The organism is Pseudoduganella sp. jia 9, assembly GCF_055502615.1.
Genome location: NZ_JBUPWE010000030.1, coordinates 1 through 20587 on the forward strand (window position 1 = coordinate 1; position 20587 = coordinate 20587).

The 20587-nt window shown below is 65.2% G+C and carries 19 protein-coding genes; 5 read left to right on the forward strand and 14 right to left on the reverse strand.

The annotated features are described in order from the left end of the window. Positions 1-3 precede the first annotated feature (3 nt). The 6 genes from ACY34H_RS28615 to ACY34H_RS28640 form a co-directional block, all read right to left on the reverse strand. On the reverse strand, positions 4-1215 hold the full coding sequence (locus ACY34H_RS28615; RefSeq protein ID WP_464975433.1) for an ISL3 family transposase: 1212 nt from the start codon (positions 1213-1215) through the stop codon (positions 4-6). A gap of 180 nt (positions 1216-1395) precedes the next feature. After that, a complete protein-coding gene (locus tag ACY34H_RS28620) occupies positions 1396-1548 on the reverse strand; it encodes a XapX domain-containing protein (protein WP_464980810.1) in 153 nt (50 codons plus the stop codon). Continuing rightward, positions 1545-1787: a DUF1427 family protein gene (locus ACY34H_RS28625; protein ID WP_464980811.1), complete on the reverse strand. Its 243-nt coding sequence runs from the start codon at positions 1785-1787 to the stop codon at positions 1545-1547. Before ACY34H_RS28625 ends, ACY34H_RS28620 begins: the two co-directional genes overlap by 4 nt. A 10-nt stretch (positions 1788-1797) precedes the next feature. Continuing rightward, positions 1798-3642, reverse strand: coding sequence for an amidohydrolase (locus ACY34H_RS28630; protein ID WP_464980812.1), 1845 nt, complete (start codon positions 3640-3642; stop codon positions 1798-1800). A gap of 112 nt (positions 3643-3754) precedes the next feature. Further along, the gene (locus ACY34H_RS28635) at positions 3755-5026 is read right to left on the reverse strand and encodes an MFS transporter (RefSeq protein WP_464980813.1); all 1272 of its coding nucleotides are present in this window, start codon (positions 5024-5026) and stop codon (positions 3755-3757) included. A gap of 39 nt (positions 5027-5065) precedes the next feature. Beyond that, positions 5066-5392 (reverse strand): thioredoxin family protein, encoded by a 327-nt coding sequence (locus tag ACY34H_RS28640; protein ID WP_464980814.1) that lies wholly within the window; start codon positions 5390-5392, stop codon positions 5066-5068. Positions 5393-5504: 112 nt separating this feature from the next. On the opposite strand from ACY34H_RS28640, the gene ACY34H_RS28645 reads away from it, so the two are divergent. Beyond that, positions 5505-6335 carry a glycosyltransferase family 2 protein gene (locus ACY34H_RS28645; RefSeq protein WP_464980815.1) on the forward strand — a complete coding sequence of 277 codons (831 nt, stop codon included), beginning with the start codon at positions 5505-5507 and terminating at the stop codon, positions 6333-6335. Between the two features lie 79 nt (positions 6336-6414). On the opposite strand, the gene ACY34H_RS28650 is transcribed toward ACY34H_RS28645, so the two are convergent. The 5 genes from ACY34H_RS28650 to ACY34H_RS28670 form a co-directional block, all read right to left on the reverse strand. Next, a complete protein-coding gene (locus tag ACY34H_RS28650) occupies positions 6415-8313 on the reverse strand; it encodes a glycoside hydrolase family 28 protein (protein WP_464980816.1) in 1899 nt (632 codons plus the stop codon). An 8-nt stretch (positions 8314-8321) separates the two neighbouring features. Beyond that, a complete protein-coding gene (locus ACY34H_RS28655) occupies positions 8322-9770 on the reverse strand; it encodes a pectinesterase family protein (protein ID WP_464980817.1) in 1449 nt (482 codons plus the stop codon). Beyond that, positions 9767-10543: a rhamnogalacturonan acetylesterase gene (locus ACY34H_RS28660; RefSeq protein WP_464980818.1), complete on the reverse strand. Its 777-nt coding sequence runs from the start codon at positions 10541-10543 to the stop codon at positions 9767-9769. Before ACY34H_RS28660 ends, ACY34H_RS28655 begins: the two co-directional genes overlap by 4 nt. A gap of 93 nt (positions 10544-10636) precedes the next feature. Further along, complete coding sequence (locus ACY34H_RS28665; RefSeq protein ID WP_464980819.1) at positions 10637-13342, reverse strand: TonB-dependent receptor; 2706 nt, start codon at positions 13340-13342, stop codon at positions 10637-10639. 408 nt (positions 13343-13750) lie between these two features. Then, positions 13751-14443, reverse strand: a complete 693-nt coding sequence (locus tag ACY34H_RS28670; protein ID WP_464980820.1) for a FadR/GntR family transcriptional regulator — start codon at positions 14441-14443, stop codon at positions 13751-13753. A 186-nt stretch (positions 14444-14629) separates the two neighbouring features. On the opposite strand from ACY34H_RS28670, the gene garD reads away from it, so the two are divergent. Next, complete coding sequence (gene garD, locus ACY34H_RS28675) at positions 14630-16198, forward strand: galactarate dehydratase (protein ID WP_464980821.1); 1569 nt, start codon at positions 14630-14632, stop codon at positions 16196-16198. A gap of 142 nt (positions 16199-16340) precedes the next feature. After that, positions 16341-17156 carry an NAD-dependent epimerase/dehydratase family protein gene (locus tag ACY34H_RS28680; RefSeq protein ID WP_464980822.1) on the forward strand — a complete coding sequence of 272 codons (816 nt, stop codon included), beginning with the start codon at positions 16341-16343 and terminating at the stop codon, positions 17154-17156. A 106-nt stretch (positions 17157-17262) separates the two neighbouring features. Here ACY34H_RS28680 and ACY34H_RS28685 read toward each other — a convergent pair whose 3' ends face one another. Next, positions 17263-18096, reverse strand: coding sequence for a ChaN family lipoprotein (locus tag ACY34H_RS28685; protein ID WP_464980823.1), 834 nt, complete (start codon positions 18094-18096; stop codon positions 17263-17265). A 77-nt stretch (positions 18097-18173) separates the two neighbouring features. Next, on the reverse strand, positions 18174-19112 hold the full coding sequence (locus ACY34H_RS28690) for a LysR family transcriptional regulator (protein ID WP_464980824.1): 939 nt from the start codon (positions 19110-19112) through the stop codon (positions 18174-18176). A gap of 116 nt (positions 19113-19228) precedes the next feature. Between ACY34H_RS28690 and ACY34H_RS28695 the strand changes: the two genes are divergently transcribed. Together ACY34H_RS28695 and ACY34H_RS28700 are read left to right on the forward strand one after the other, a co-directional pair. Continuing rightward, on the forward strand, positions 19229-19966 hold the full coding sequence (locus ACY34H_RS28695) for an SDR family NAD(P)-dependent oxidoreductase (RefSeq protein WP_464980825.1): 738 nt from the start codon (positions 19229-19231) through the stop codon (positions 19964-19966). Between the two features lie 10 nt (positions 19967-19976). Then, the gene (locus tag ACY34H_RS28700) at positions 19977-20180 is read left to right on the forward strand and encodes a 2-hydroxymuconate tautomerase family protein (RefSeq protein ID WP_464980826.1); all 204 of its coding nucleotides are present in this window, start codon (positions 19977-19979) and stop codon (positions 20178-20180) included. 16 nt (positions 20181-20196) lie between these two features. Here ACY34H_RS28700 and ACY34H_RS28705 read toward each other — a convergent pair whose 3' ends face one another. Then, positions 20197-20586 carry a DUF3224 domain-containing protein gene (locus tag ACY34H_RS28705; protein WP_464980827.1) on the reverse strand — a complete coding sequence of 130 codons (390 nt, stop codon included), beginning with the start codon at positions 20584-20586 and terminating at the stop codon, positions 20197-20199. Position 20587: the final 1 nt, after the last annotated feature.

Genomic DNA, 20587 nt, shown 5'->3' on the forward strand with positions numbered 1-20587 from the left:
GGTTCATCGCACTTTGCCGGGGAACGCATTCTTGATTTTCAAGAAGAAGTAGGATGCGTCCCGGAATCCGTAAGCCATGCGTTTGATCACTTTGATGCGATTGTTGACGCCTTCCAGGATGGATGAGTTCATCGGATAGATGGCCGAAGCCAAGATACCGCGCCGGTATTTGGCCAAGCGTTTAGCGAACTGGATCAGCGGTGCGATCTGGCTTTCCAGGGCGAGCTTGAGCCAGGTTTTCCATCGACGAGCACCTTCCCAGGCCGATGGCGCATACCAGATCTCTTTCAGTTCGGTCTTGAGCAGGTAGACCGTTGCCAAGGGCTGGTTGGCGGCGAGCAGTTCGTCAAGTTTGATCGCCTGGTCGGTTTTGAGATTGTCGCGATTACGCAGCAAAAGCCATCGGCTGCGCTTGATGACCTGACGGGCTTTTGGCTCTGCACGTAGTGCATTGGCTTGATCGACCCGTACCCGGTCAACGACTTCGCGGCCAAAACGGGCCACGACATGAAATAGGTCGTAGACCACCTCGGCATTGGGGCATTGCTGGCGCACTTCGAGATCCATAGCCGTGTTCATGTCCATCGCCACGGCTTCAATCCGCTGGCAGCCTTCCGGTCCCAGCATCTCGAAAAATGGCCGGATCGCTTCCCGGCTATTGCCTTCTCCAACCCACAATACGCGCATCCGTTCAGCATCGAGCGCGACAGTGGCATAGCGGTGTCCCTTGTGCAGGGCGAATTCGTCCATCACCAGGCGCCGTACACCCTCTGCTGAGAAGTCAGCATGCAAGTGCTTCAAGCGCCGATGATCGATCTCTTTGACGGTATGCCAGTGTAGGCCGGTCAGCCGGGCCACATGTGCTATCGGAAGCAGTTGCGCCAGCGCCTCGACCCACAGGCGCACACGATGCGTAATGCGTGAACGCCGGTCAAGCCAGACAATGTGCTCGGCAACCCGTGCATTACAGTGATGGCAGTCCAGTCGCCGCACTGGCACATCAAGCCAGACGCGTTTGTCCAGAATATCGCGGTCGCGCACCTTGCGTCTTCGGCGCTCATGCACCAAGGCGCAAGGCTGGCGGCACGACCCACACAAAGCATCACTTGTCGGACAGGGTTCGAGAACGATCAGCAGGGAACCGTCTTTCTGTTCTTGGACGGAGTCGAGAATATGGCCTTCCCAAAACGGGAGAGACGACATAGCATTGAGCATGGCGGTGGTTTGAAAGATTGACTTGTTTGGCGACTATCAATCTACCAACTTCAGACCCCCGCCACCACTTCCTGCTCAGATCGTCAATCCCGTCTTCCCCCATTCCCCGCGAAGAACCTAAAAAAAGCCCGCGGGGAGCTTCCCGCGGGCTTCCTTGCAACGACCCCGGCAGTGTGCGGACTACACGAGCCCACCCACCACATAACCACCCGTCATCGCCACCACCAGCAATGCGCCGATCGGCGTGGGCGGCGCCGGCGACGGAATGTCGCAGGCACGGCAGACTGCGCCGATCAACAGGCCCAGCACGGCGCCGGCAAGCAGTGCGCTCATCGCGAGCCCCCTGCCTGCTGCGGCGGCGTTTCAAGCGCATGGCCGCCGCAATGGCGCTTGTTCTCGGCGGCGCGGCGTGCCACGTAGCGGTCCACCAGCCAGTAGCCGCTGCTCATCATGAACACCAGCAGCGCGCCGGACAGCACCGGCGGCGAGGCGGCCGGGATGCCGAACTTGCGGCATGCCAGGCCGACGGCAAACGACAGCACCAGCCCGGCCAGGATCTTCACGTAATTCATCGCTCCTCCGTCAGAACGCAAAGCAGCTGCAGCCGAACGCGCCCCAGAAGCCGGCGTAATCCGAGACCGGCACAGTGGACTTGCGCGCCACGTCGTGCGAATGCCTGTGGACCGCGCAGGCGCCGGCGCACTGGTGTGGAAGCAAACTCTTCTGCGCCGCCGGCGCCGCGGCCCGGTAGTGGCCCGGCACCTTGTTGACCGGCGACCAGTCCGGCAAGACCGGCAGTTGCGGCGGGCCCAGCTTGTCGAACTCGGCCTGCGCGAAAACGATCTTGCCGCCGACGACGGTCAGCACCGATTCGATCGACTTGATCGCTTCTTCGTCGACGCGGAAGAAGTCCGCCGACAGCACCGCCAGGTCGGCCAGCATGCCTTCCTGGATGCGGCCTTTCTTGCCCTGCTCGTTCGAGAACCATGCACTGCCGGCGGTCCACAGTTCGATCGCCGTCTCGCGGTCGAGCCTTGCGCCGGCGTCGTACAGCCGCAGGCCGCCGACGGTGCGGCCGGACACCAGCCAGTACAGTGCCGTCCACGGGTTATAGCTGGCCACGCGCGTGGCGTCGGTGCCGGCGCCGACCGGCACGCCGTTTTCCAGCATGCGCTTGATCGGCGGCGTGTGCCCGGCCGCCTCGGCACCGTAGCGGTCGACGAAGTACTCGCCCTGGAACGCCATGCGGTGCTGGATCGCGATACCGCCGCCCAGTGCCTTGACGCGCTCGATGTTGCGGGGCGTGATCGTCTCGGCGTGGTCGAACAGCCAGTGCAGGCCATCGAACGGGATGTCGCGGTTGACCTTCTCGAACACGTCCAGCATGCGCGAGATCGATTCGTCGTAGGTGGCGTGCAGGCGGAACGGCCAGCGCTGCTCGACCAGGTGGCGTACCACCTGCTCCAGCTGGCCTTCCATCTCCGGCGGCAGGTCGGGGCGCGGCTCCAGGAAATCCTCGAAGTCGGCCGCGGAAAACACCAGCATCTCGCCGGCGCCGTTGTGGCGGTACCAGTCGCTGCCGTCGCCCGGCTTGACCATCTCCGTCCACTTCTTGAAGTCCTGCAGCTCGGCACCCTTGTTCTGCGTGAACAGGTTGTAGGCGATGCGGATCGTCAGCTGGTCCTGCTCGGCCAGCTGCTGCACCACCTGGTAGTCTTGCGGATAATTCTGGAAGCCGCCGCCCGCATCGATCGCGCTGGTCAGCCCGAGGCGGTTCAGTTCGCGCATGAACTGCCGGGTCGAATTGACCTGGTGCTCCAGCGGCAGCGCCGGGCCCTTGGCCAGCGTGGCGTACAGGATCATCGCGTTCGGGCGCGCGATCAGCATGCCGGTCGGGTTGCCCTGGGCATCGCGGGCGATCTCGCCGCCCGGCGGCGCAGGCGTATTCTTGTCGTACCCCACGGCGCGCAGCGCGGCACGGTTCAGCAGCGCGCGGTCGTACAGGTGCAGCACGAAGACCGGGGTATCGGGCGCGGCGGCGTTGATCTCGTCCAGCGTCGGCATGCGTTTCTCGGCGAACTGGAATTCGTTCCAGCCGCCCACCACCCTCACCCACTGCGGGGTCGGCGTGCGCAAGGCCTGTTCCTTCAGCATGCGCAGCGCGTCGGCCAGCGACGGCACGCCTTCCCAGCGCAGTTCGAGGTTGTAATTCAGGCCGCCGCGGATCAGGTGCAGGTGCGAGTCGTTCAGGCCGGGGATCACGGTGCGGCCGTTCAGGTCGATTACCCGGGTGTCCGCCACGGCATGGCGCATCACCTCTTCGGTGCTGCCCACGGCGAGGAATTTGCCGTCGGCGATGGCAACCGCCGTGGCGACGGGATTGGCTTTGTCGGCCGTATGGAAACGGCCGTTGGTCAGTATCAGCATGGTCTTTTCTTGGTAGGCGATGGGTGTACCCCATCATACGCACCTGCCGTGCGCCGTCATCCCTAGACGGGGCACGGCATTCCTATGCCGAAAGAGGTAGCCGGTACCGTCTTTACTGCTTCCTGGCGAGCACCAGCGCGATCAGGCTGAGCACCGCGGCGATCGACAGGTAGTAGCCCACGTACTGCAGGCCATAAGTGGTGGCCAGTTTGGTGGCGATGTACGGCGCCAGCGAGGCGCCGATGATGCCGGCCAGGTTGAATGTCAGCGACGCGCCGGTGTAGCGCACTTCGGCGGGGAACAGCTCGGACAGGATGGTGCCCAGCGGGCCGTAGGTCATGCCCATCAGTCCCAGGCCCAGGCACAGGAACAGCGTGACCTGGACCGCGCTGTGCGAATCGAACAGCGGGCCGAACACGAGGCCGAACAGCGCGATCGCCGCCGATACCCAGATCAGCGTGCCGCGCCGGCCGTGGCGGTCGGCCAGCAGCGCCGCCACGGGAATCGTCAGGCCGAAGAACACCACGGCGATCAGCTGCAGGACCAGCATCTGCTGGCGCGAGAAGCCAAGACCCGCCACGCCCCAGTTCAGCGCGAACACCGTCATCAGGTAGAACAGCACGAAGGTGGCCATCGCCATCATCGTGCCCAGCACCAGCGCGCGGGTATGCTGCACGAGTACCGCCTTGACGGGCACTTCGACGCGCTCGCCCTTGTCGAGCACCTTCTGGAAATCCGGCGTTTCGGTGATCTTCAGCCGCACGTACAGGCCCACCAGCACCAGCAGCGCGCTGGCCAGGAACGGAATGCGCCAGCCCCAGCTGAAGAACTGCTCGTCGGTCTGTACTTCGGACAGCAGCAGGAAAATCCCCCCGGACAGGAAGAAGCCGATCGGCGCGCCCAGTTGCGGGAACATGCCATACCAGGCACGCTTGCCCGGCGGCGCGTTCTCGGTGGCCAGCAGCACCGCGCCGCCCCATTCGCCACCCAGGCCCAGGCCCTGGCCGAAGCGGCACAGCGCCAGCAGCGCCGGCGCCCAGGCGCCGATCTGCGCATAGGTCGGCAGCATGCCGATCACCACGGTGGAGATGCCCATCGTCAGCAGGGCCGCCACCAGCGTGGCCTTGCGGCCGATGCGGTCGCCGAAGTGGCCGAATACGGCCGAGCCCACCGGGCGCGCGAAGAAGGCGATGGCGAACGTGGCCAGCGACTGCAGCGTGGCGGCAGTGGGGTCGCCGGCCGGGAAGAACAGGTGGGGAAACACGAGGACCGCGGCCGTCGCGTAGATGTAGAAGTCGAAGAATTCGATCGTGGTGCCGATCAGGCTGGCAAACAGCACGGTGCCGGGCGAGTTGACTCGGCCGGCCGGGTGAGGCTGGGACATGCGTACTCCGGGATGAGGGAAAAACCGATAAGGGTGCCGTCAGCCGGGTGGGGCGATCTGGGCGAACGCGTCGCGGATCTCGCCGGCGTTCTCCGGGCGCACCACGCGCGCCACTTCCTTCCCGTCTTGCAGGAAGATCATGGTGGGCCAGAGTTTGACACGGAAGGAACGGCCCAGCAAGCGGCCCGGCCCGTCCTCGACCTTGAAGTGGCGGATGTCAGGATACTCCGCGTAGGCCTCGGCCAGCGGCGCCTGCGCGGCGCGGCAGTAGCCGCACCAGTTGGTGCCGAATTCCAGCAGCGCCGGGCCAGTGAGGGCATCGATCTCGGCGCGGGTGGGCGCCGCTTCCTGGTAGGTACGTTCCATGATGTACTCCGCAACGATGAAGGCCGCACCTTATCACGGCCGCGCGGCCGCAGGCGCATGCACCGGTGGCCGCCGATGCTAGAATCGCGGCTGCTCAATACCCGCGATCACGATGCGACTCGGCATTACCTCCATTCAGCGCAACCGCCAGCCGTGGATAGTCGAATGGCTGGCCTTCCACATGCTGGCCGGCTTCGACCGCTTCTACCTGTACTGCCACAAATGCGACGACGGGATGGACGACACCCTGGCCATCCTGGCCCGGCATTACCCCATCACGGTGTACAGGATCGGCGACCGCGACAGGCCGCAACTGGCCGCCTACCAGCACGCATGGGACAACCACCAGCAGGAGGTGGACTGGATGGCTTTCATCGACGGCGACGAGTTCCTGTTTCCCACCCGCGCCGCCACGATGGCCGAGGCGCTGGCGCCGTACCGCGACAAGCCGCTGTCCGCGCTGGGGGTGTACTGGATCTGCTACGGCAGCAACGGGCATGTGGGCGACCCGGGCGGCCTGCTGCTGGAGGATTATCCGCGCCACAGCGAGCCCGGCTTCGGTCCGAACCGGCACATCAAGTCGATCGTCCGCTCCGGGCAGCCGGTGCGCTGCACGGGTTCGCACCTGTTCGCCACGCCGCACGGCACGGTGGACGAGCAACTGCGGCCGCTGACGGCGCCAATGCTGCAGGACCCGGCACTGGCGCCATCGTACGAGCACTTCCGCATCAACCACTACGTGACCCAGCACCACGACTACTTCAGGCAGGTCAAGCAGGACATCGGCGCAGCCGACCGCACGCCGCACATCGTCCGCCCCGACCACTGGTTCACCGGCCACGACCGCAACGAATGCGACGACGGCGTGGCACGGCGCTTCCTGCCGGCGCTGAAGCGCAAGGTGGCGGAGCTGCAAGCATTACTGAAAACGGAAAACCGGTGACAGGCACCTGTTATTTTGGAACATTCGTTGCAAAATAACTGGTGCCTGTCACCGGTTTTTCAGCAGGCTTGCAGCGCGGTTATGCCGACAGCGTGGTGTTGTACTCCTTGCCGCCGATCTTCACCCGGTTCAGCTTCAGTCCCCGCACGTTGTACAGGAAATAAGGCTGTTCGGTGCTGACGGTGGTGCCGAAGTCGCAGTCGCTGATCGTCACATTGGTGACCGGCGGCACGACGGGCATCGGCTGCGGTCCATTGTAGTTGTTGGAGACCGGGCCGAGGATGACGACGGCCTGGTAGCACGCCGCCTTCTGGCCTTTCTTCGGCCCCTTCTTCACTTCCACGTTGCCGACCGTGACATTGGAGATCTGCACGTTGTCCACCACCGGAGGCCGGGTGCGCACGGTGTCGGCCGTTGGCGTGTAGTCGCAGTCGAACGTGACGACGGCGCCGGCGGCCACCGCCACGGTCTTCGATTCGATCGGCGAGTTGGGCAGCGATGCGTAGAACGACGGGCTGGTCTGCACGCCGTTCGGGATCTTCACGTTGCGCACGTAGAAGTTCTTCAGGTAGCCGCCGCGGTTCATGTTGGTCTTCAGCCGGATCGCCGTGTTCAGCGGATCGGTCGCCCAGTGGATGTTCTCGAACACCAGGTCCTGCGCGTAGACGTTCTGGATGCCGCCGGCCATCTCGCTGCCCAGCGTGACGGCGCCGTGGCCGCTCTGCATGATGCACTTCTGCACCACGATGTTCTGCGACGGGCCGTACTGCACGTCCAGGTCCTTGCCGGCCTTGATGGCGATGCAGTCGTCGCCGGTGTCGAACGTGCAGCCCTCGATCAGTACCATGTCGCACGATTCCGGATCGAAGCCGTCGCTGTTCGGGCCCTTGCTGTTGCAGTGCACGTTGCGGATCACGATATCGCGGCAATGGACCGGGTGGTGCTGCCAGAACGGCGTGTCCTTCACCTCGTAGCCTTCCAGCAGCACGTTGGTGCAGCCGATCAGGTGGATCATCGTCGGGCGCAGGAAGTGGCCCAGGCCGAACACGCGCTGCGCCAGCGGCACGCCGGCTTCGGACAGCGCCGGCAGGTACTGCTCGTCGGCGCGCCAGCGCTCGCCTTCGCCCTGGATATGCAGGCGCTCCGATTCCGTCAGGTGCGGCGCCACGTCCTTCAGCGACTTCGGATTGATCGGATTCGGCAGGCGCTGCGTCAGCTTGCCTTCCACGTAGCCCGGCGTGTTCGCCTGCGATGCCGGGTTGATCGTGCGGTTCTTGCCCTTCCACGTCCACCAGCAGTCGCCATCCTTGCCGTTGAACGGCACGCCGCCCTGGCCGTTCAGGATGCTGGTCCAGTCTTCGCCGGTCAGCGCGATATTGTCGGCGCCGTACGCATAGATCGGCGACGCGAAGTTCAGGCAGTCGTTGCCCTGCCAGCGCGTGATCACCAGCTTGCCATGCTTGCCGCAATCGAATTCGCCGTACTTCGCGTAATCGGTCGGCTGCGTGGAGAACAGCACGTTGGCGCCCTTCTTCAGGTGGACGTGCACGTTCGACAGCAGCACGATCGGCCCGGCCACGAACCAGTTACCGGCCGGGATCACCACGCGGCCGCCACCGGCCTTGTGGCAGGCCTCGATGGCCGCCTTGATCGCCGGGTAGCAATCGTGCGAGCCGGGCGCCTGCGTTTCGACGGTGGCCTGGTCGTCGTGCGATATCCATGCCTTGATCTTCACCAGCTTGCACTGCGCGGCACCGAACTCGGTGATCGGGAAGTCCTGGTCGCGGAAGCGCCGGGGCTTGTTCAAACGGGTGACGATTTCCCTGGCGCGGCCCCACGGGTCGTCGCCGATCGCCGCACTGGCCGTTCCGGCACCGAGGGTGGCAGCGCCGCCGGCCAGCGCCAGGCTGGATGCCGACACGGCTTTCATCATCGCGCGGCGTTTTTCATTGACACGCTGGTCGTTCAAATGGTTCATGCTGTCTCCTACTCGTGGAAGTTGTTGAATTCCGCCAGGTACACGTCCGGCGAAGAGGGCTGCTTCCCGTAGCCCAGTTGGTTGACGGGGTCGAAGCCCGCGTTCTTCAGGTTCTTGTAAAAATCGTCGGATGAAAACTGCGCCGGGCGGTAAGCCAGCGTGCCGGGCGCATTCCAGTCCGACCAGGGCTTGCTGCGGTCGATGTGCGCGCCGACGCGCGAATGGATCACCACCATCTTGCCCACCGTTTCCAGCACGGTCGGGGTGATCGTGCCCTTCGGTTCCCGGTAGACGCTCGCGCTGCCCAGCGTGCAGGCGTAACCTTCGACGGCCACGGGCGCGTACGGACTGCAGCGCGAATTGTGAAACCACTGGCGCGCCAGGTAGTACTTGCCGGCCAGCGCATTCGGCGAGCCGTCGCTGGTGAACTTCACTTCATTGAATACGAAGCCGTACTTCGTGCGCCAGTTGGTGTTCGGCGCGCCCACGTACGACATCGTGCGGTCGCCCAGCGACTTCACTTCGCTGCGATAGAAGTACGCCGTGGTGTCGCCGAAGATGAAATCGACATCGCCCTCGATGTACGACTTGTGGAAGAAGCTGCGCGCGGTGACGCGGGTTTCGGCCGACTTCAGGTACAGCGTGTCCTGGAAGCCGATCAGCCGCACGTTCTCGAACTGCGCCTTGTCGGCGCCCTCGACCAGCAGTGCCACGGCCTGGTGGCTGACGCGCGCCTGCGGCTTGTCGGGCGTGCCGCACACGCGCTCGCCGCATTCGTCGCGCGCATTGCCGGTGGCCTTGTTGTACGAATTCTCGATCGTCAGGTTGCGAGCCTGGAAGCCGTGGTTGCGGGTCCACACCGTCATCGAACCGCTGGTCGAGATGGTGGGCGCGCGTGCGGCGATCTGTGCATGCATGGCCACGATGGCCGGATCGAGCCGGGCGAACTGCGGCCCGTACTGCTTCAGGTAGTCGGCCACCGGAATGGCGGCATCCAGCCCGGCCGAGATCACGGTGTCGGCTGCGGCCTTTCCTTCGCCGTACAGCGTGATCGGCCGCGCCGAGGCAGGCACGTAGACCAGCTCGCGGTAGGTGCCCGGCTTGACGAGGATGTATTGCCGCCCGCCTGCCGGCTTCGCGGCGGCGTCGACGATGGCGCGGTTGACCGCCTGCTGCACGCTGATGAACGTGGTCACGCCATCGGCCCGGCCGGCGGCATCGACGATATAGTCGGCCGTGAACGCGGCGCCTTGCGCCAGCGGATCGGCCAGCGGGTTCCATGGATCGGTCTTCTCGGCACCAGCGCGGCCGGTGGTCTTCAGCACCTCGGCGATCGTGTAGCGTTTCGCCTGCGCCTCGCTCAGCTGCGGGCGACCGGCGGCGCCGGTATCCTGGGCCTGGGCGTGGCCCCCGGCCGCGACGAGCACGGCAGCAAGCAGCAGTACCGCGCGCATCATTCGCCCTCCGGCCTGAACTCGGCCGCGATGGCCGGGATGGCCGCCTTCAGCTCGCGTTCGACCATCGCGGCGAAGTATTTCGCCCCCTTGGCGCCGAGGTGCGTGTAGTCGAACGCGCTCTTCGCGGCGCCCTGCGGCTCGACGCCGGCTCCCTTGGCGACGGGCGCCGCGGCAGGCTTCGGCGCCACCGCGAACGTATCGGCTTCCGCCTCGCCCATGGCCTGCACGGCCGCGTAGCTGTCGGCATTCAGGTCCAGCAACGGCACCTGCTTTTCCTTCGCGGCGGCGCGGATCGCGTCCGCCCACGGCACCAGCGTGTTTTCCAGCACGCCTTCCCTGAAACTGCGGCGTGTCAGCGGCGTAACCAGCACCGGCATGCCGTCCAGGGCTTTGACTTCGTCGACATAGCGTGCCATGTTGACGGGGAATTCGGTCTTCAGGTCGGTCGAACGGCCAGGCTTGCCCGGCTGGTCGTTATGGCCGAACTGGATCAGTACATAGGTGGCGCGGTAGGCGGCGCCGCCCTTCAGCAGGCCCTGCACTTCGTCCCAGCGCCCTTCGGCGCGGAAGCTCGACGAGCTGCGCCCGCCCTTGGCCAGGTTGATGCAGGTATGGGCGCGGTTCACGCGCGCGCAGAACGCGTCGCCGTAGCCGCTGTTCGACGCCATCGTCGAATCGCCGACGAGGATGAAGCGCACCGGCTTGTCGGCTGCATGTGCGGCGCCGAGGGAGAGCATGGCGGCAACCGCACCGGACAGGAAACGTTGTTTCATGAGTGACCTCCGTTCCGTGTAATGCTTTCTAGATGAAAACGGCCGCCGGCCGTGCAACCCGCGGGTTGCATGCGGCAGGCAACCGGACTTCGCTTAGAACGTGTAGGTCGCGCGCAGGTTGTACGAACGGCCGATCGGGCTGGCCGCGCTCGACAGGTAGCCGAACGAGTAGCCGCTGTGGTTCGTCACCGGCGGGGCCGAGTCGAACACGTTGGTGACGCCGAACGTCAGCTGCGTGTTCTTGAAGCCCTTGTAGCCCACCGTCAGGTTCCACGGCTTGTACGAGTTGATGTCGCGCCAGTAGGTCTGCGCCACCAGGTTCTGGTCTTCGTACTTCGAGTTGAAGTTCTGGGTCGCCTGTGCGGTCCAGTCGCCCTGCGCCCACGACATCTTCAGCACGTGCTTCCAGCGGTACGTGATGATCGGGAAGCTCGACGTGGTGCCGTTCGACGCTGCGCCGAAGCGGCCCACGTTGTCGACCCATTCCTCGCCCGGGAACAGCTGGTTGTCGAACTGCGTCAGGTACGTGCCGTCCAGTTCCACCTTGAAGTCGCCGTAGGTGCTGCGCGGGAAGCGATAGGTTGCCGAGACGTCGATACCGGCCGCCTTCTGGCCGCCCAGGTTCATCGTGGTGTTGGTGATGTAGGCCAGCGTGCCGTCGGCGTTACGCACGAACAGCGATGCGTACTTGGCCGGGTCCATGAAGTACACCTGCTCCGGCAGGTTGGCCAGCATGTCCTTCATGCGCACGTTCCAGTAGTCGAACGACATGGTCAGCGACTTGGTCGGTTCCAGCACCACGCCCAGCGTGTAGCCGCGCGATTTTTCCGGCTTCAGGCCGGCATTCGAGCCCACTTGCTTGTTCAGCTGCACGTTGCAGACTTCGGACGACACATAGCCCGGCAGCGCGGTACCGGTGCCGGTCACGCCCGGCGTGCCGCCCGGGCACAACAGCGGGTCATCCCAGCGTGCCGAGGTCTTGCCGGTGGCGCCCGGCAGGCGGTAGCCGTAGGCGTCGAACAGCGTCGGCGCGCGGAAGCCGGTGTTGGCCGAGCCGCGGAACATCACGTTCTTGGTGGCTTCCCAGCGGAAGCTGGCCTTCGGGTTGATGGTGTTGCCGAAGTCGCTGAAGTAGTCGTCGCGCACGGCCAGGTTGACATTCAGCGCGCTCGTGACCGGCAGGTCCAGCTCGGCGTACAGCGCATACACGTTGCGCTGGCCTTCGCCGTGCGAGGCGGTGCTGTTCAGGTACTGCACTTCGTTCTGGATCGCCAGCTTGTCGTCGCGCGTGGTCTGGTGGCTCATGTCGGCACCGACCGCGATCGCCGCGTCGCCGCCGGCCATCGCAAACAGCGTACGGCTGGCCGAGAAGTCGATGCCCTTGTACGTGGTTTGCGAATCGCGGTTCTTGATGCCGTCGACCGAGATCGACGCCAGGTAGTCGCGGCCGGCCTGGTCCTGCAGGCCGAACGGGTTCAGCGCGCCGCTCTTCAGGCCGTCGAGGATGCCCTGGCCCCTGAAGAAGCCGTTCTGGTAGAAGTTCTCGCGGTCGGACAGGCCGATCACCAGGCCGGCGCGGTAGTCCCAGCCGGCCAGCACGCCTTCGTCGACGAAGGCCAGGCGCTGGTTGACCTGCTTGTCCTTCTGCGCGGCCAGGCCATAGTCGGCCACCGACCAGGTCACCGTCAGCGGCTGACCGGTGATGCCGGCCATCGCGGGCACGCCGCCGCTGTTGCCCGGGTACCACTTCGAGGTCGACGGCAGCAGTGCCGCCACGCCGCCCACCGCCACCGACTGGGTCGGGTTGCGGGCGGAGATGATGTACGACTGGCCACGCGTGTATTCGACCGTGAAGGTATGGTCTTCGCTGATCTGCTTGGCCGCACGGGCGTAGAAGCTGATCTGCTGGTTCTCGTACAGCGCGGTGCCGTACTCGTTGCTGTTCAGCGTGCAGGTGTTCTTGGCGCCGATCGTCGAATACGGCTCGGCGCAGGTGGCCGCGTACGGGTTCTGCGCGGTCTTGTTGGTGGCCGTGGTGAAGTTGGCCGGCATGGCGTAGCCGCCGCTGCCCAGCGTGCGCGGACGGCCCAGCGATGCCAGCAGCTCGTCGGAGCTGAACTGTTCGCGGTCTTTCGCGGCCAGGCGCGAACGGTCGTGGAAGTCGACGGTGGCGTAGGCCGACCAGCCGTCGCGGTTCAGGTTGCCCTTGCCGAAGGTCAGCGTGGCGCGGCGCTCGTCGCCGCCGCCGCTGCGTTCCGGCGTCACGTACTGGCCGGTGACCTGCACGCCTTCGAATTCCTTCTTCGTGATGAAGTTGACGACGCCGCCGATCGCGTCCGAACCGTACAGCGAGGAAGCGCCATCGCGCAGGATCTCGACACGCTGCAGCGCGGAGAACGGAATCACGTCCAGGTTGGCATAGCCGGCGGAAATCGCCTCGTTCGCCAAACGGCGGCCGTTCAGCAGCACCAGCGTGCGGTTCACGCCCAGGCCACGCAGGTTGATGTTGGTGCCGGAACCGGCGTTCGACGGTGCCAGCGAAGCCGATTGCGGCAGCGCCATCATCACGTCGGCCAGCGTGGTCATGCCGCGCTGGGTGAATTCTTCGGCCTTGATGCTGGTGACCGGCAGCGCTTCTTCGTTGGCCAGCCGCTTGATCGAGGAACCCGTCACTTCGATGCGCTGCATCGCTGCCTCCTGTGCGGCTGCCCCGTTGGCCACGGCGATGGCGGCCAGTGCGATCGAGGTCAGTACCAGCCGTGGCTGGAAGCGGGTTTGCTTGCTTGCGCGCTTGTTCATGCTTGTCTCCTGGGTTTTCCGATGGTGTTCGCGCCGCCCCGCGTATCGCGGCGGGCGGCGGTGGTGGAGCACCTCGCGTGCTCCGTGCCGCTGCGACGAAGGCCGGGGGCCAGGGTCGCAGGCGGTGGATAAACTCTTTTTTATAGTGAGATCAGGGGCGCGGCTGCGCTGCGCGCAATGCCGGCAAGGGTGGCGGGTAGTTCCGCTTGTGATACCGAATACATCCTGTCTCCTGTCGCGGCGCCATGCGATGCGGCACCGCTGCTGCCATTTTCTTGTGTTGCCGTTCCGGTACTGCTTTGTTCTTGTAATGCCTGTTCCGGTACTGCCTGGTTTTTACTGCCTTTTTTGCTGCCTGTTTTTTTGCTGCCTGTTTTTTGCTGCCTTTTTTTGCTGCCGCTACTGCCCTCAGCCGCGCGAGAACGTCCGCGTCACGCGTTCGAGGTGCGCGCGCATCGCCCGCCGCGCCGCGGCCGCGTCATGCGCCGCGATCGCTTCGAAGATGCGGCGGTGGTCCTTCAGCGTTTCCTGCCGCAGCTCTTCCGTCTGGAAGTGCTCCTTCAGCTTGTGCCACAGCCGGCCGCGCTGGTTCCACAGGTAATCCATGGTGCCTACCAGCGCACCGTTGCCGGTGGCGCGGGCGATCGCGAGATGGAAATTGCGGTCGGCCAGCTCGTTGGTCGTCTTGTTGGCGTGATGCGCTTCCATTTCCTCGACCGCCTTGAGGATCGCGTCGATCGCATTGTCGGTGGCTACGCGGGCGGCGATCGCGGCCACTTCGGCCTCGATCATGCGGCGCGCCGACAACACTTCGAACGGTCCCGGCCCAGCTTCCGGCAGGCTTGCTTCCTGCTCCGCCTCGCACACATAAACGCCCGAACCGCCGCGCACTTCGATCACGCCACCCAGCTCGAGGGCAATCAGCGCCTCACGCAGCGAGGCCCGGCTGACCGACAGCTTGGTGGCCAGATCCCGTTCAGACGGCAGGCGTGCGCCCGGCGCGATGCCTTCGTCGCGGATCAACTGCGCGATACGGTCCGCGACCACGCGGTACAGTCGCGGCTCATGGTGGTCGTTCAGCGGTGGCGGACGTTTCAGCATCTTGCTTTTCATTATTGCATTTGGTCAGGCCATTCTAAACCGGTCAGACCAAATGAGCAATGTGGACTAGCCAAAAATTTGGGCATCTGTCATACTGAAGTCATCAGACAACTCGCCGGCACGTCTGCTCGTTGCGCAACTACAACAGCGCCGATCACGCGGCACCGGCCCCCTCAGGACAGAATCATGACAGCGAGCATTCCGCGCCGTATCCTCATGCATGCCAACGACAACGTGGCGATCGTCGTCAACGATGGCGGCCTGGCGGCGGGCACCGTTTTCGACGATGGCCTTACGCTGGTCGAAGGTGTGCCGCAAGGCCACAAGGTGGCGCTGGCCGACATCGCGCAAGGCCAGAGCGTGCTGCGCTACAACGTATCGATCGGCCGCGCCGTGCGCGACATTCCGAAAGGCAGCTGGGTTTCCGAGCAATTGCTGGAAATGCCGCCGGCGCGCGAGCTCGACAACCTGCCGATCGCCACCGTGAAAGTGCCGCCCCTGGAACCGCTGGAAGGCTATACCTTCCAGGGCTACCGCAATGAAGACGGCACGGTGGGTACCCGCAATATCCTCGGCATCACCACGACCGTGCAGTGCGTCTCCGGCGTCGTCGAATTCGCGGTGAAGCGCATCAAGGCCGAGCTGCTGCCGAAGTACCCGAACGTGGACGACGTGGTCGGCCTCGAACACACGTATGGCTGCGGCGTGGCGATCGAGGCACCGGGTGCCCACATCCCGATCCGCACGATCCACAACATCAGCAAGAACCCGAACTTCGGCGGCCAGGCGATGGTTGTTTCGCTCGGCTGCGAAAAACTGCAGCCGACCCGCCTGTTCCCGGCCAATTCGATCCAGATCCGCCGCAAGGACGACACCGTGGCGACCGAACCGCCGGTTGTGTGCCTGCAGGACGCCGGCAACGTCGGCTTCATGTCGATGGTCGACTCGATCATGCAGACGGCCGAGGCGCAGCTGGAAGTGCTGAACAAGCGCCAGCGCGTGACCTGCCCGGCTTCCGACCTGGTGGTCGGCGTGCAGTGCGGCGGCAGCGATGCGTTCTCCGGCGTGACCGCCAACCCGGCCGTCGGCTTCGCCACCGACCTGCTGGTGCGTGCCGGCGCCACCGTGATGTTCTCGGAAGTGACGGAAGTACGCGACGGGATCGACCAGCTGACCTCGCGCGCCGTGAACGCCGAGGTGGCCGAGGAGATGATCCGCGAGATGGCGTGGTACGACGCCTACCTGACCCGCGGCGGCGTCGATCGCAGCGCCAACACCACGCCTGGAAACAAGAAGGGCGGCCTGTCGAACATCGTTGAAAAGGCGATGGGCTCGATCGTCAAGTCGGGCAGCGTGCCGATTTCGGGCGTGCTGTCGCCGGGCGAGAAAGCCACCACGAAGGGCGTCAAGGGCTTGATCTACACCGCAACGCCGGCATCGGACTTCATCTGCGGCACGCTGCAGCTGGCTGCCGGCATGAACCTGCACGTGTTCACCACCGGCCGCGGCACGCCGTACGGCCTGGCCGAATGCCCGGTGATCAAGGTGGCCACGCGCGACGACCTGGCACGCCGCTGGCACGACCTGATGGACGTGAACGCTGGCCGCATCGCCACCGGCGAGGCGACCATCGAGAGCGTGGGCTGGGAACTGTTCCAGCTGCTGCTGGATACCGCGAGCGGCAAGAAGACCTGGGCCGAGCACTGGAAGCTGCACAATGCGCTGGTCCTGTTCAACCCGGCGCCGGTGACCTGACACTGGCCGCGTGCTGACACTGGCCCCGCGGCGCGGTCAGCCGATCAACCTGCCGCGCATCTTCCCGATCGATCCGCCTGCCCCGGCGGATTCGGTTAGGATGCTTCTTCCCGAACCTTCGTACGAGACTTAAGAGACGACAATGACGACGAAAAAACCTTTCAAGCGCCTGTTGCTGACCGGCGCGGCCGGCGGCCTCGGTAAAGTGCTGCGCGAGCGGATCAAGCCATGGGCGGACGTGGTCCGCCTGTCCGACATCGGCGACATGGGCGAAGCCGGCGAAGGCGAAGAAATCTTCCAGTGCGACCTGGCCGACAAGGCTGCCGTATTCAAGATGATGGAAGGCGTGGACGCCGTGCTGCATTTCGGCGGCATCTCGACCGAGAACACGTTCGAGAACATCATGTTCGCCAATATCCAGGGCACCTACAACATCTACGAAGCGGCCCACCGGCTCGGCGTGAAGCGCATCGTGTTCGCTTCGTCGAACCACGCGATCGGCTTCTACCCGCAGACCCAGGTGATCGACGCGGACGACCCGCCGCGCCCGGACAGCATGTACGGCATCTCGAAGGTGTTCGGCGAACAGCTGTCGCGCTACTACTTCGACCGCGCCGGCATCGAGACCGTGTGCCTGCGCATCGGTTCGTCGTTCCCCTCGGTAAACAACCCGCGCATGATGTGTACCTGGCTGTCCTACGACGACCTGGTGGAAGCGCTGCGCGTCTCGCTGCTGACCCCGCGCGTGGGCCACACGATCCTGTTCGGCGCCTCGAACAACAAGCGCCAGTGGTGGGACAACCGCAAGGCCGCCCACCTGGGCTTCCAGCCGAAGGACTCCTCGGAACAGTTCCGCGCCGACGTGCCGGAAACCGGCGAATACCCGCCGGCCGACGACGCCACGTTCAACTACCACGGCGGCAAGTTCATCTTCGACGGTCCGATGTACAAGGACTGACCGCCCCGCAATAAAACAAATAGGGACAAACAAATAGGGACGGACCCTGTTTTTGAGGAAATTTCCTTGAAAACAGGCGGTCCGGCGTCCCGGTCCGTCCCTGTTTTTACTTCTTGAATTTCGCGCAGGGATCGGCGCGCTTCTGCGCCGGAATCGCGCGAACCTCGTCGAACTGCTCCTTCTGGCCGCCGCCTTCCACGTAGCCAACCGCCTTCACCGTCAGCCTGGCACCGACCGTGTTCAGCCAGCGCGGCACGCCGATGTCCTTGCGCACGTGGCCGTTGCCGGCGATGAGCACCACGTCGCGCGGCTGCTGGTCGCGGATCAGCTTGGCCATCCAGATATCGCGCGCCATCTGGGCGTCGACCATTCCCGGCACCATCATGCCCGGTAGCATATTGCAATGGCCGGTGCGGATCTCGTTTTCCTGCGCCTTGCGCCAGTCGGCCGAAATCGGCTCGTTCAGCCGGTATTCGGCCACCGTCTTCGCGTCGAAGCTCGATGCCACCCCATCGCGCACCACCTTCGATGCGTTGGCGCGCGACAGGTTGACGGCGACGATCGGCAGGTGCTTGTCGAGCGCCAGCTGGATCACCGGGTAGTACTGCTGCCAGTCCCAGCCCTTCTTGTTCATCACGCGGATCACGCAGCCGGCATCGACGCAGCCTTTTTGCGCATCGTCCAGCAGCGCCTGGTCTTCGTGGTCGAACTGCTCCATGGCGATGACGGGGTGCCAGCCGGCATCGACGCGCTTTTTCAAGTCCTCGAAGCGCAGCCTGTGGCCCTGCGGATTATCGTGCACTTCGCCCAGCAGCAGCACCTGGGGATTGGCCGCTTCCTGCATGCCGGTGATGCGGCCGGCCGCGCTGTCTTTCTTGATGGCGCCGCAACCGGCCAGCAGCACGCCGGCCAGCACGGCAACGAGTGGAAGATGTTTCATGAGACGTCGGGTTCGCTATCGAAGTCCGCAGTCTACCCCAACTGGAGACAGCGTCAGCCAGCCGGCAATGCCCCCCGCTAGCGGGGCCGCGGTACTGGCCCGGCCAGGGATCGGGCAGGCGGGAACCGCGCCACCAGGAAGTCGACGAAGGTACGCACGCGCAGCGGCAGGTGCCGCGCATGCGGATACAGCAGGTAGAACGGCCGCGACGTGCCGCCGTGCGCCGGCAGCAGTTCGACGAGCGCGCCGCGTGCCAGGTCGTCCTCGACGATGAAGCGGTAAGTCTGCGCGAGCCCCGCTCCGCTGCGCGCCAGGCTGACGATGCCGAGCACGTCGTCCGAGCAGGTGTACGGGCCGGACGTGGCCACTTCCCGCGCCACGCCGCCGGCATGGAGCAGCCACGGAATCTTCCTGCCCGTGCTGGGCAGTTCGAACTGGATGCAGGCGTGATGGGACAGGTCGCCCAGCGCCTGCGGCGTGCCGGCAGCGCGCAGGTAATCCGGCGACGCCACCAGGACCAGTTCCGCATCTTCCAGCTTGCGCGCGACCAGGTTCGAGTCGGCCGGCTGGCGGCCGCGGATCGCCAGGTCGTAGCCCTCTTCCGCGAAATCGATGTTGCGGTTGCTGATGTGGACGTCGACGTCGACACCGGGATAGCGTGCGCGGAAAGCGGGCAGCACCGGCAGCAGCCGGTGATGCGCATAGGGGGTGGGCGCGCTGATGCGCAGCCGGCCGGCCGGCGCCGCCTGTTCGCCGGTGATCTCGCGTTCCGCCTCCACCAGTTGGGCCAGCGCCTGCCGGCACTGTTCGTAATACGCGCGGCCGCTGTCGGTGAGCCGGATGCGCCGAGTGGTGCGCACGAACAGCCGCACGCCGAGCCGGTCTTCCAGCCGCGCCACGGAGCGGCTGACCGCCGCCGGGGTCACGCCGGCCACCTGCGCCGCCTGCGTGAACCCTTCGTGTTCCGCCGCCAGCACGAACAGTTCGACGCTGGCCAAGCCGTTCTGCCTTTGCATCCGCCCTCCAGATTGATTACCTGATGTATCAATTCAATTACCCGACAGCCGGTTTATCGGCTATTCGCGCAAAAGTATAGTGGATTCACCCCAACCACTCATGAAAAGAAACCATCATGGACACCAAAACCGCGATCGTCACCGGCGCCTCATCCGGCCTGGGCTTTGCAATCGCCGAGGCTTACCTGGAGCGCGGCTATAACGTCATCGGCAATGCACGCACGGCGGAGCGCCTGCAGGCCGCAGCCGCCAGGCTGGGCAACCCGCGCAATTTCGTTGCCGTGCCGGGCGACATCGCCCTGCCCGGCACGGCCAGGGCGCTGTTTGCCCAGGCGATCGAGCATTTCGGCAAGGCCGACATCCTCGTCAATAACGCCGGCATCTTCATCGCCAAGCCGATCGGCGACTACACGGAGGACGATCTCGACGCCATCATCGCCACCAACCTGAAAGGGTTCTTTTATCCGGCCCGCGAAGCGGCGCGGCACATGGCGGCCAATGGCGGCGGCCATATCGTGACGATCACCGCCAGCATCGGCAGCGCACCCACGGCGAAGCTGCCGGCAGTACTCCCGGTGCTGATCAAGGGTGGCCTGAACCAGGCGACGCGGGCGCTGGCACTGGAACTGGCCGGCGCGAACGTCAAGGTGAATGCGGTGGCGCCGGGCATCATCGACACGCCGCTGCATCCGGACGACGCGGCAACGCAGGCCTTCCTGAAGGGACTGGCGCCGACCGGCACGCTGGGCACCGCGCGCGACGTGGCCGAGGCCGTGCTGTACCTGACCGGGGCACGCTTCACGACCGGCACCGTGCTGGCCGTGGACGGCGGTGCCACCGCAGGAAACTGGTAAGGAGCCCGCCATGCCCTACGTAAATATCCGCGTGACGGACGAAGGCGTGACGCCGCAGCAGAAACTTGCCCTGATCGAGGGCGCGACCGACCTGCTCTCGCGCGTGCTGGACAAGGACCCGGCCACCACCTTCGTCATCATCGACGAGGTGCCGACGGACAACTGGGGCGTCGACCGCGACAGCGTGACGAACCGGCGCCGGCGCGGCAGGTAGCCGATAAGGGCGGTGACTACAGCGTGTAGTCGAGATCGTAGTAGTGCTTGCCGTTCTCGACGCGAATGGCCAGCGTGCCGGCGATGCCGGCCAGTTCGCCGGTGCCGGAGTCCGGCGCGATGACGATGCGCAGGCCGGCCTGCGCACCACCCATCACGCCGGCATGCTGCAGCATGAAGCTGCCGGTGCGCCCTTCCAGTGCGCCATCCACCTTTTCGATCGCTACATAGACGGCCGAGGTCGGCACAGGGCTGCGGAAGGACAGGAATTCGCCGCGGCCCGTCGCCGCCAGCGCGCCGTGGTAGCGCTTGTCGAGCGTCATCCGTTCGATGCCGGTGCCCTCGCTGCCTTCGGCCAGAATTTCCGGCACCAGTTTCACGTTGAACTCGCCGCTGACTTTCGCCACA

What these genes read in the sequence shown, in the direction of transcription:
- ACY34H_RS28615 (WP_464975433.1), bottom strand. Translation starts at nt 1,215, where the DNA reads ATGCTCAATGCTATGTCGTCTCTCCCGTTTTGGGAAGGCCATATTCTC.
- ACY34H_RS28620 (WP_464980810.1), bottom strand. Translation starts at nt 1,548, where the DNA reads ATGAGCGCACTGCTTGCCGGCGCCGTGCTGGGCCTGTTGATCGGCGCA.
- ACY34H_RS28625 (WP_464980811.1), bottom strand. Translation starts at nt 1,787, where the DNA reads ATGAATTACGTGAAGATCCTGGCCGGGCTGGTGCTGTCGTTTGCCGTC.
- ACY34H_RS28630 (WP_464980812.1), bottom strand. Translation starts at nt 3,642, where the DNA reads ATGCTGATACTGACCAACGGCCGTTTCCATACGGCCGACAAAGCCAAT.
- ACY34H_RS28635 (WP_464980813.1), bottom strand. Translation starts at nt 5,026, where the DNA reads ATGTCCCAGCCTCACCCGGCCGGCCGAGTCAACTCGCCCGGCACCGTG.
- ACY34H_RS28640 (WP_464980814.1), bottom strand. Translation starts at nt 5,392, where the DNA reads ATGGAACGTACCTACCAGGAAGCGGCGCCCACCCGCGCCGAGATCGAT.
- ACY34H_RS28645 (WP_464980815.1), top strand. Translation starts at nt 5,505, where the DNA reads ATGCGACTCGGCATTACCTCCATTCAGCGCAACCGCCAGCCGTGGATA.
- ACY34H_RS28650 (WP_464980816.1), bottom strand. Translation starts at nt 8,313, where the DNA reads ATGAACCATTTGAACGACCAGCGTGTCAATGAAAAACGCCGCGCGATG.
- ACY34H_RS28655 (WP_464980817.1), bottom strand. Translation starts at nt 9,770, where the DNA reads ATGATGCGCGCGGTACTGCTGCTTGCTGCCGTGCTCGTCGCGGCCGGG.
- ACY34H_RS28660 (WP_464980818.1), bottom strand. Translation starts at nt 10,543, where the DNA reads ATGAAACAACGTTTCCTGTCCGGTGCGGTTGCCGCCATGCTCTCCCTC.
- ACY34H_RS28665 (WP_464980819.1), bottom strand. Translation starts at nt 13,342, where the DNA reads ATGAACAAGCGCGCAAGCAAGCAAACCCGCTTCCAGCCACGGCTGGTA.
- ACY34H_RS28670 (WP_464980820.1), bottom strand. Translation starts at nt 14,443, where the DNA reads ATGCTGAAACGTCCGCCACCGCTGAACGACCACCATGAGCCGCGACTG.
- garD (WP_464980821.1), top strand. Translation starts at nt 14,630, where the DNA reads ATGACAGCGAGCATTCCGCGCCGTATCCTCATGCATGCCAACGACAAC.
- ACY34H_RS28680 (WP_464980822.1), top strand. Translation starts at nt 16,341, where the DNA reads ATGACGACGAAAAAACCTTTCAAGCGCCTGTTGCTGACCGGCGCGGCC.
- ACY34H_RS28685 (WP_464980823.1), bottom strand. Translation starts at nt 18,096, where the DNA reads ATGAAACATCTTCCACTCGTTGCCGTGCTGGCCGGCGTGCTGCTGGCC.
- ACY34H_RS28690 (WP_464980824.1), bottom strand. Translation starts at nt 19,112, where the DNA reads ATGCAAAGGCAGAACGGCTTGGCCAGCGTCGAACTGTTCGTGCTGGCG.
- ACY34H_RS28695 (WP_464980825.1), top strand. Translation starts at nt 19,229, where the DNA reads ATGGACACCAAAACCGCGATCGTCACCGGCGCCTCATCCGGCCTGGGC.
- ACY34H_RS28700 (WP_464980826.1), top strand. Translation starts at nt 19,977, where the DNA reads ATGCCCTACGTAAATATCCGCGTGACGGACGAAGGCGTGACGCCGCAG.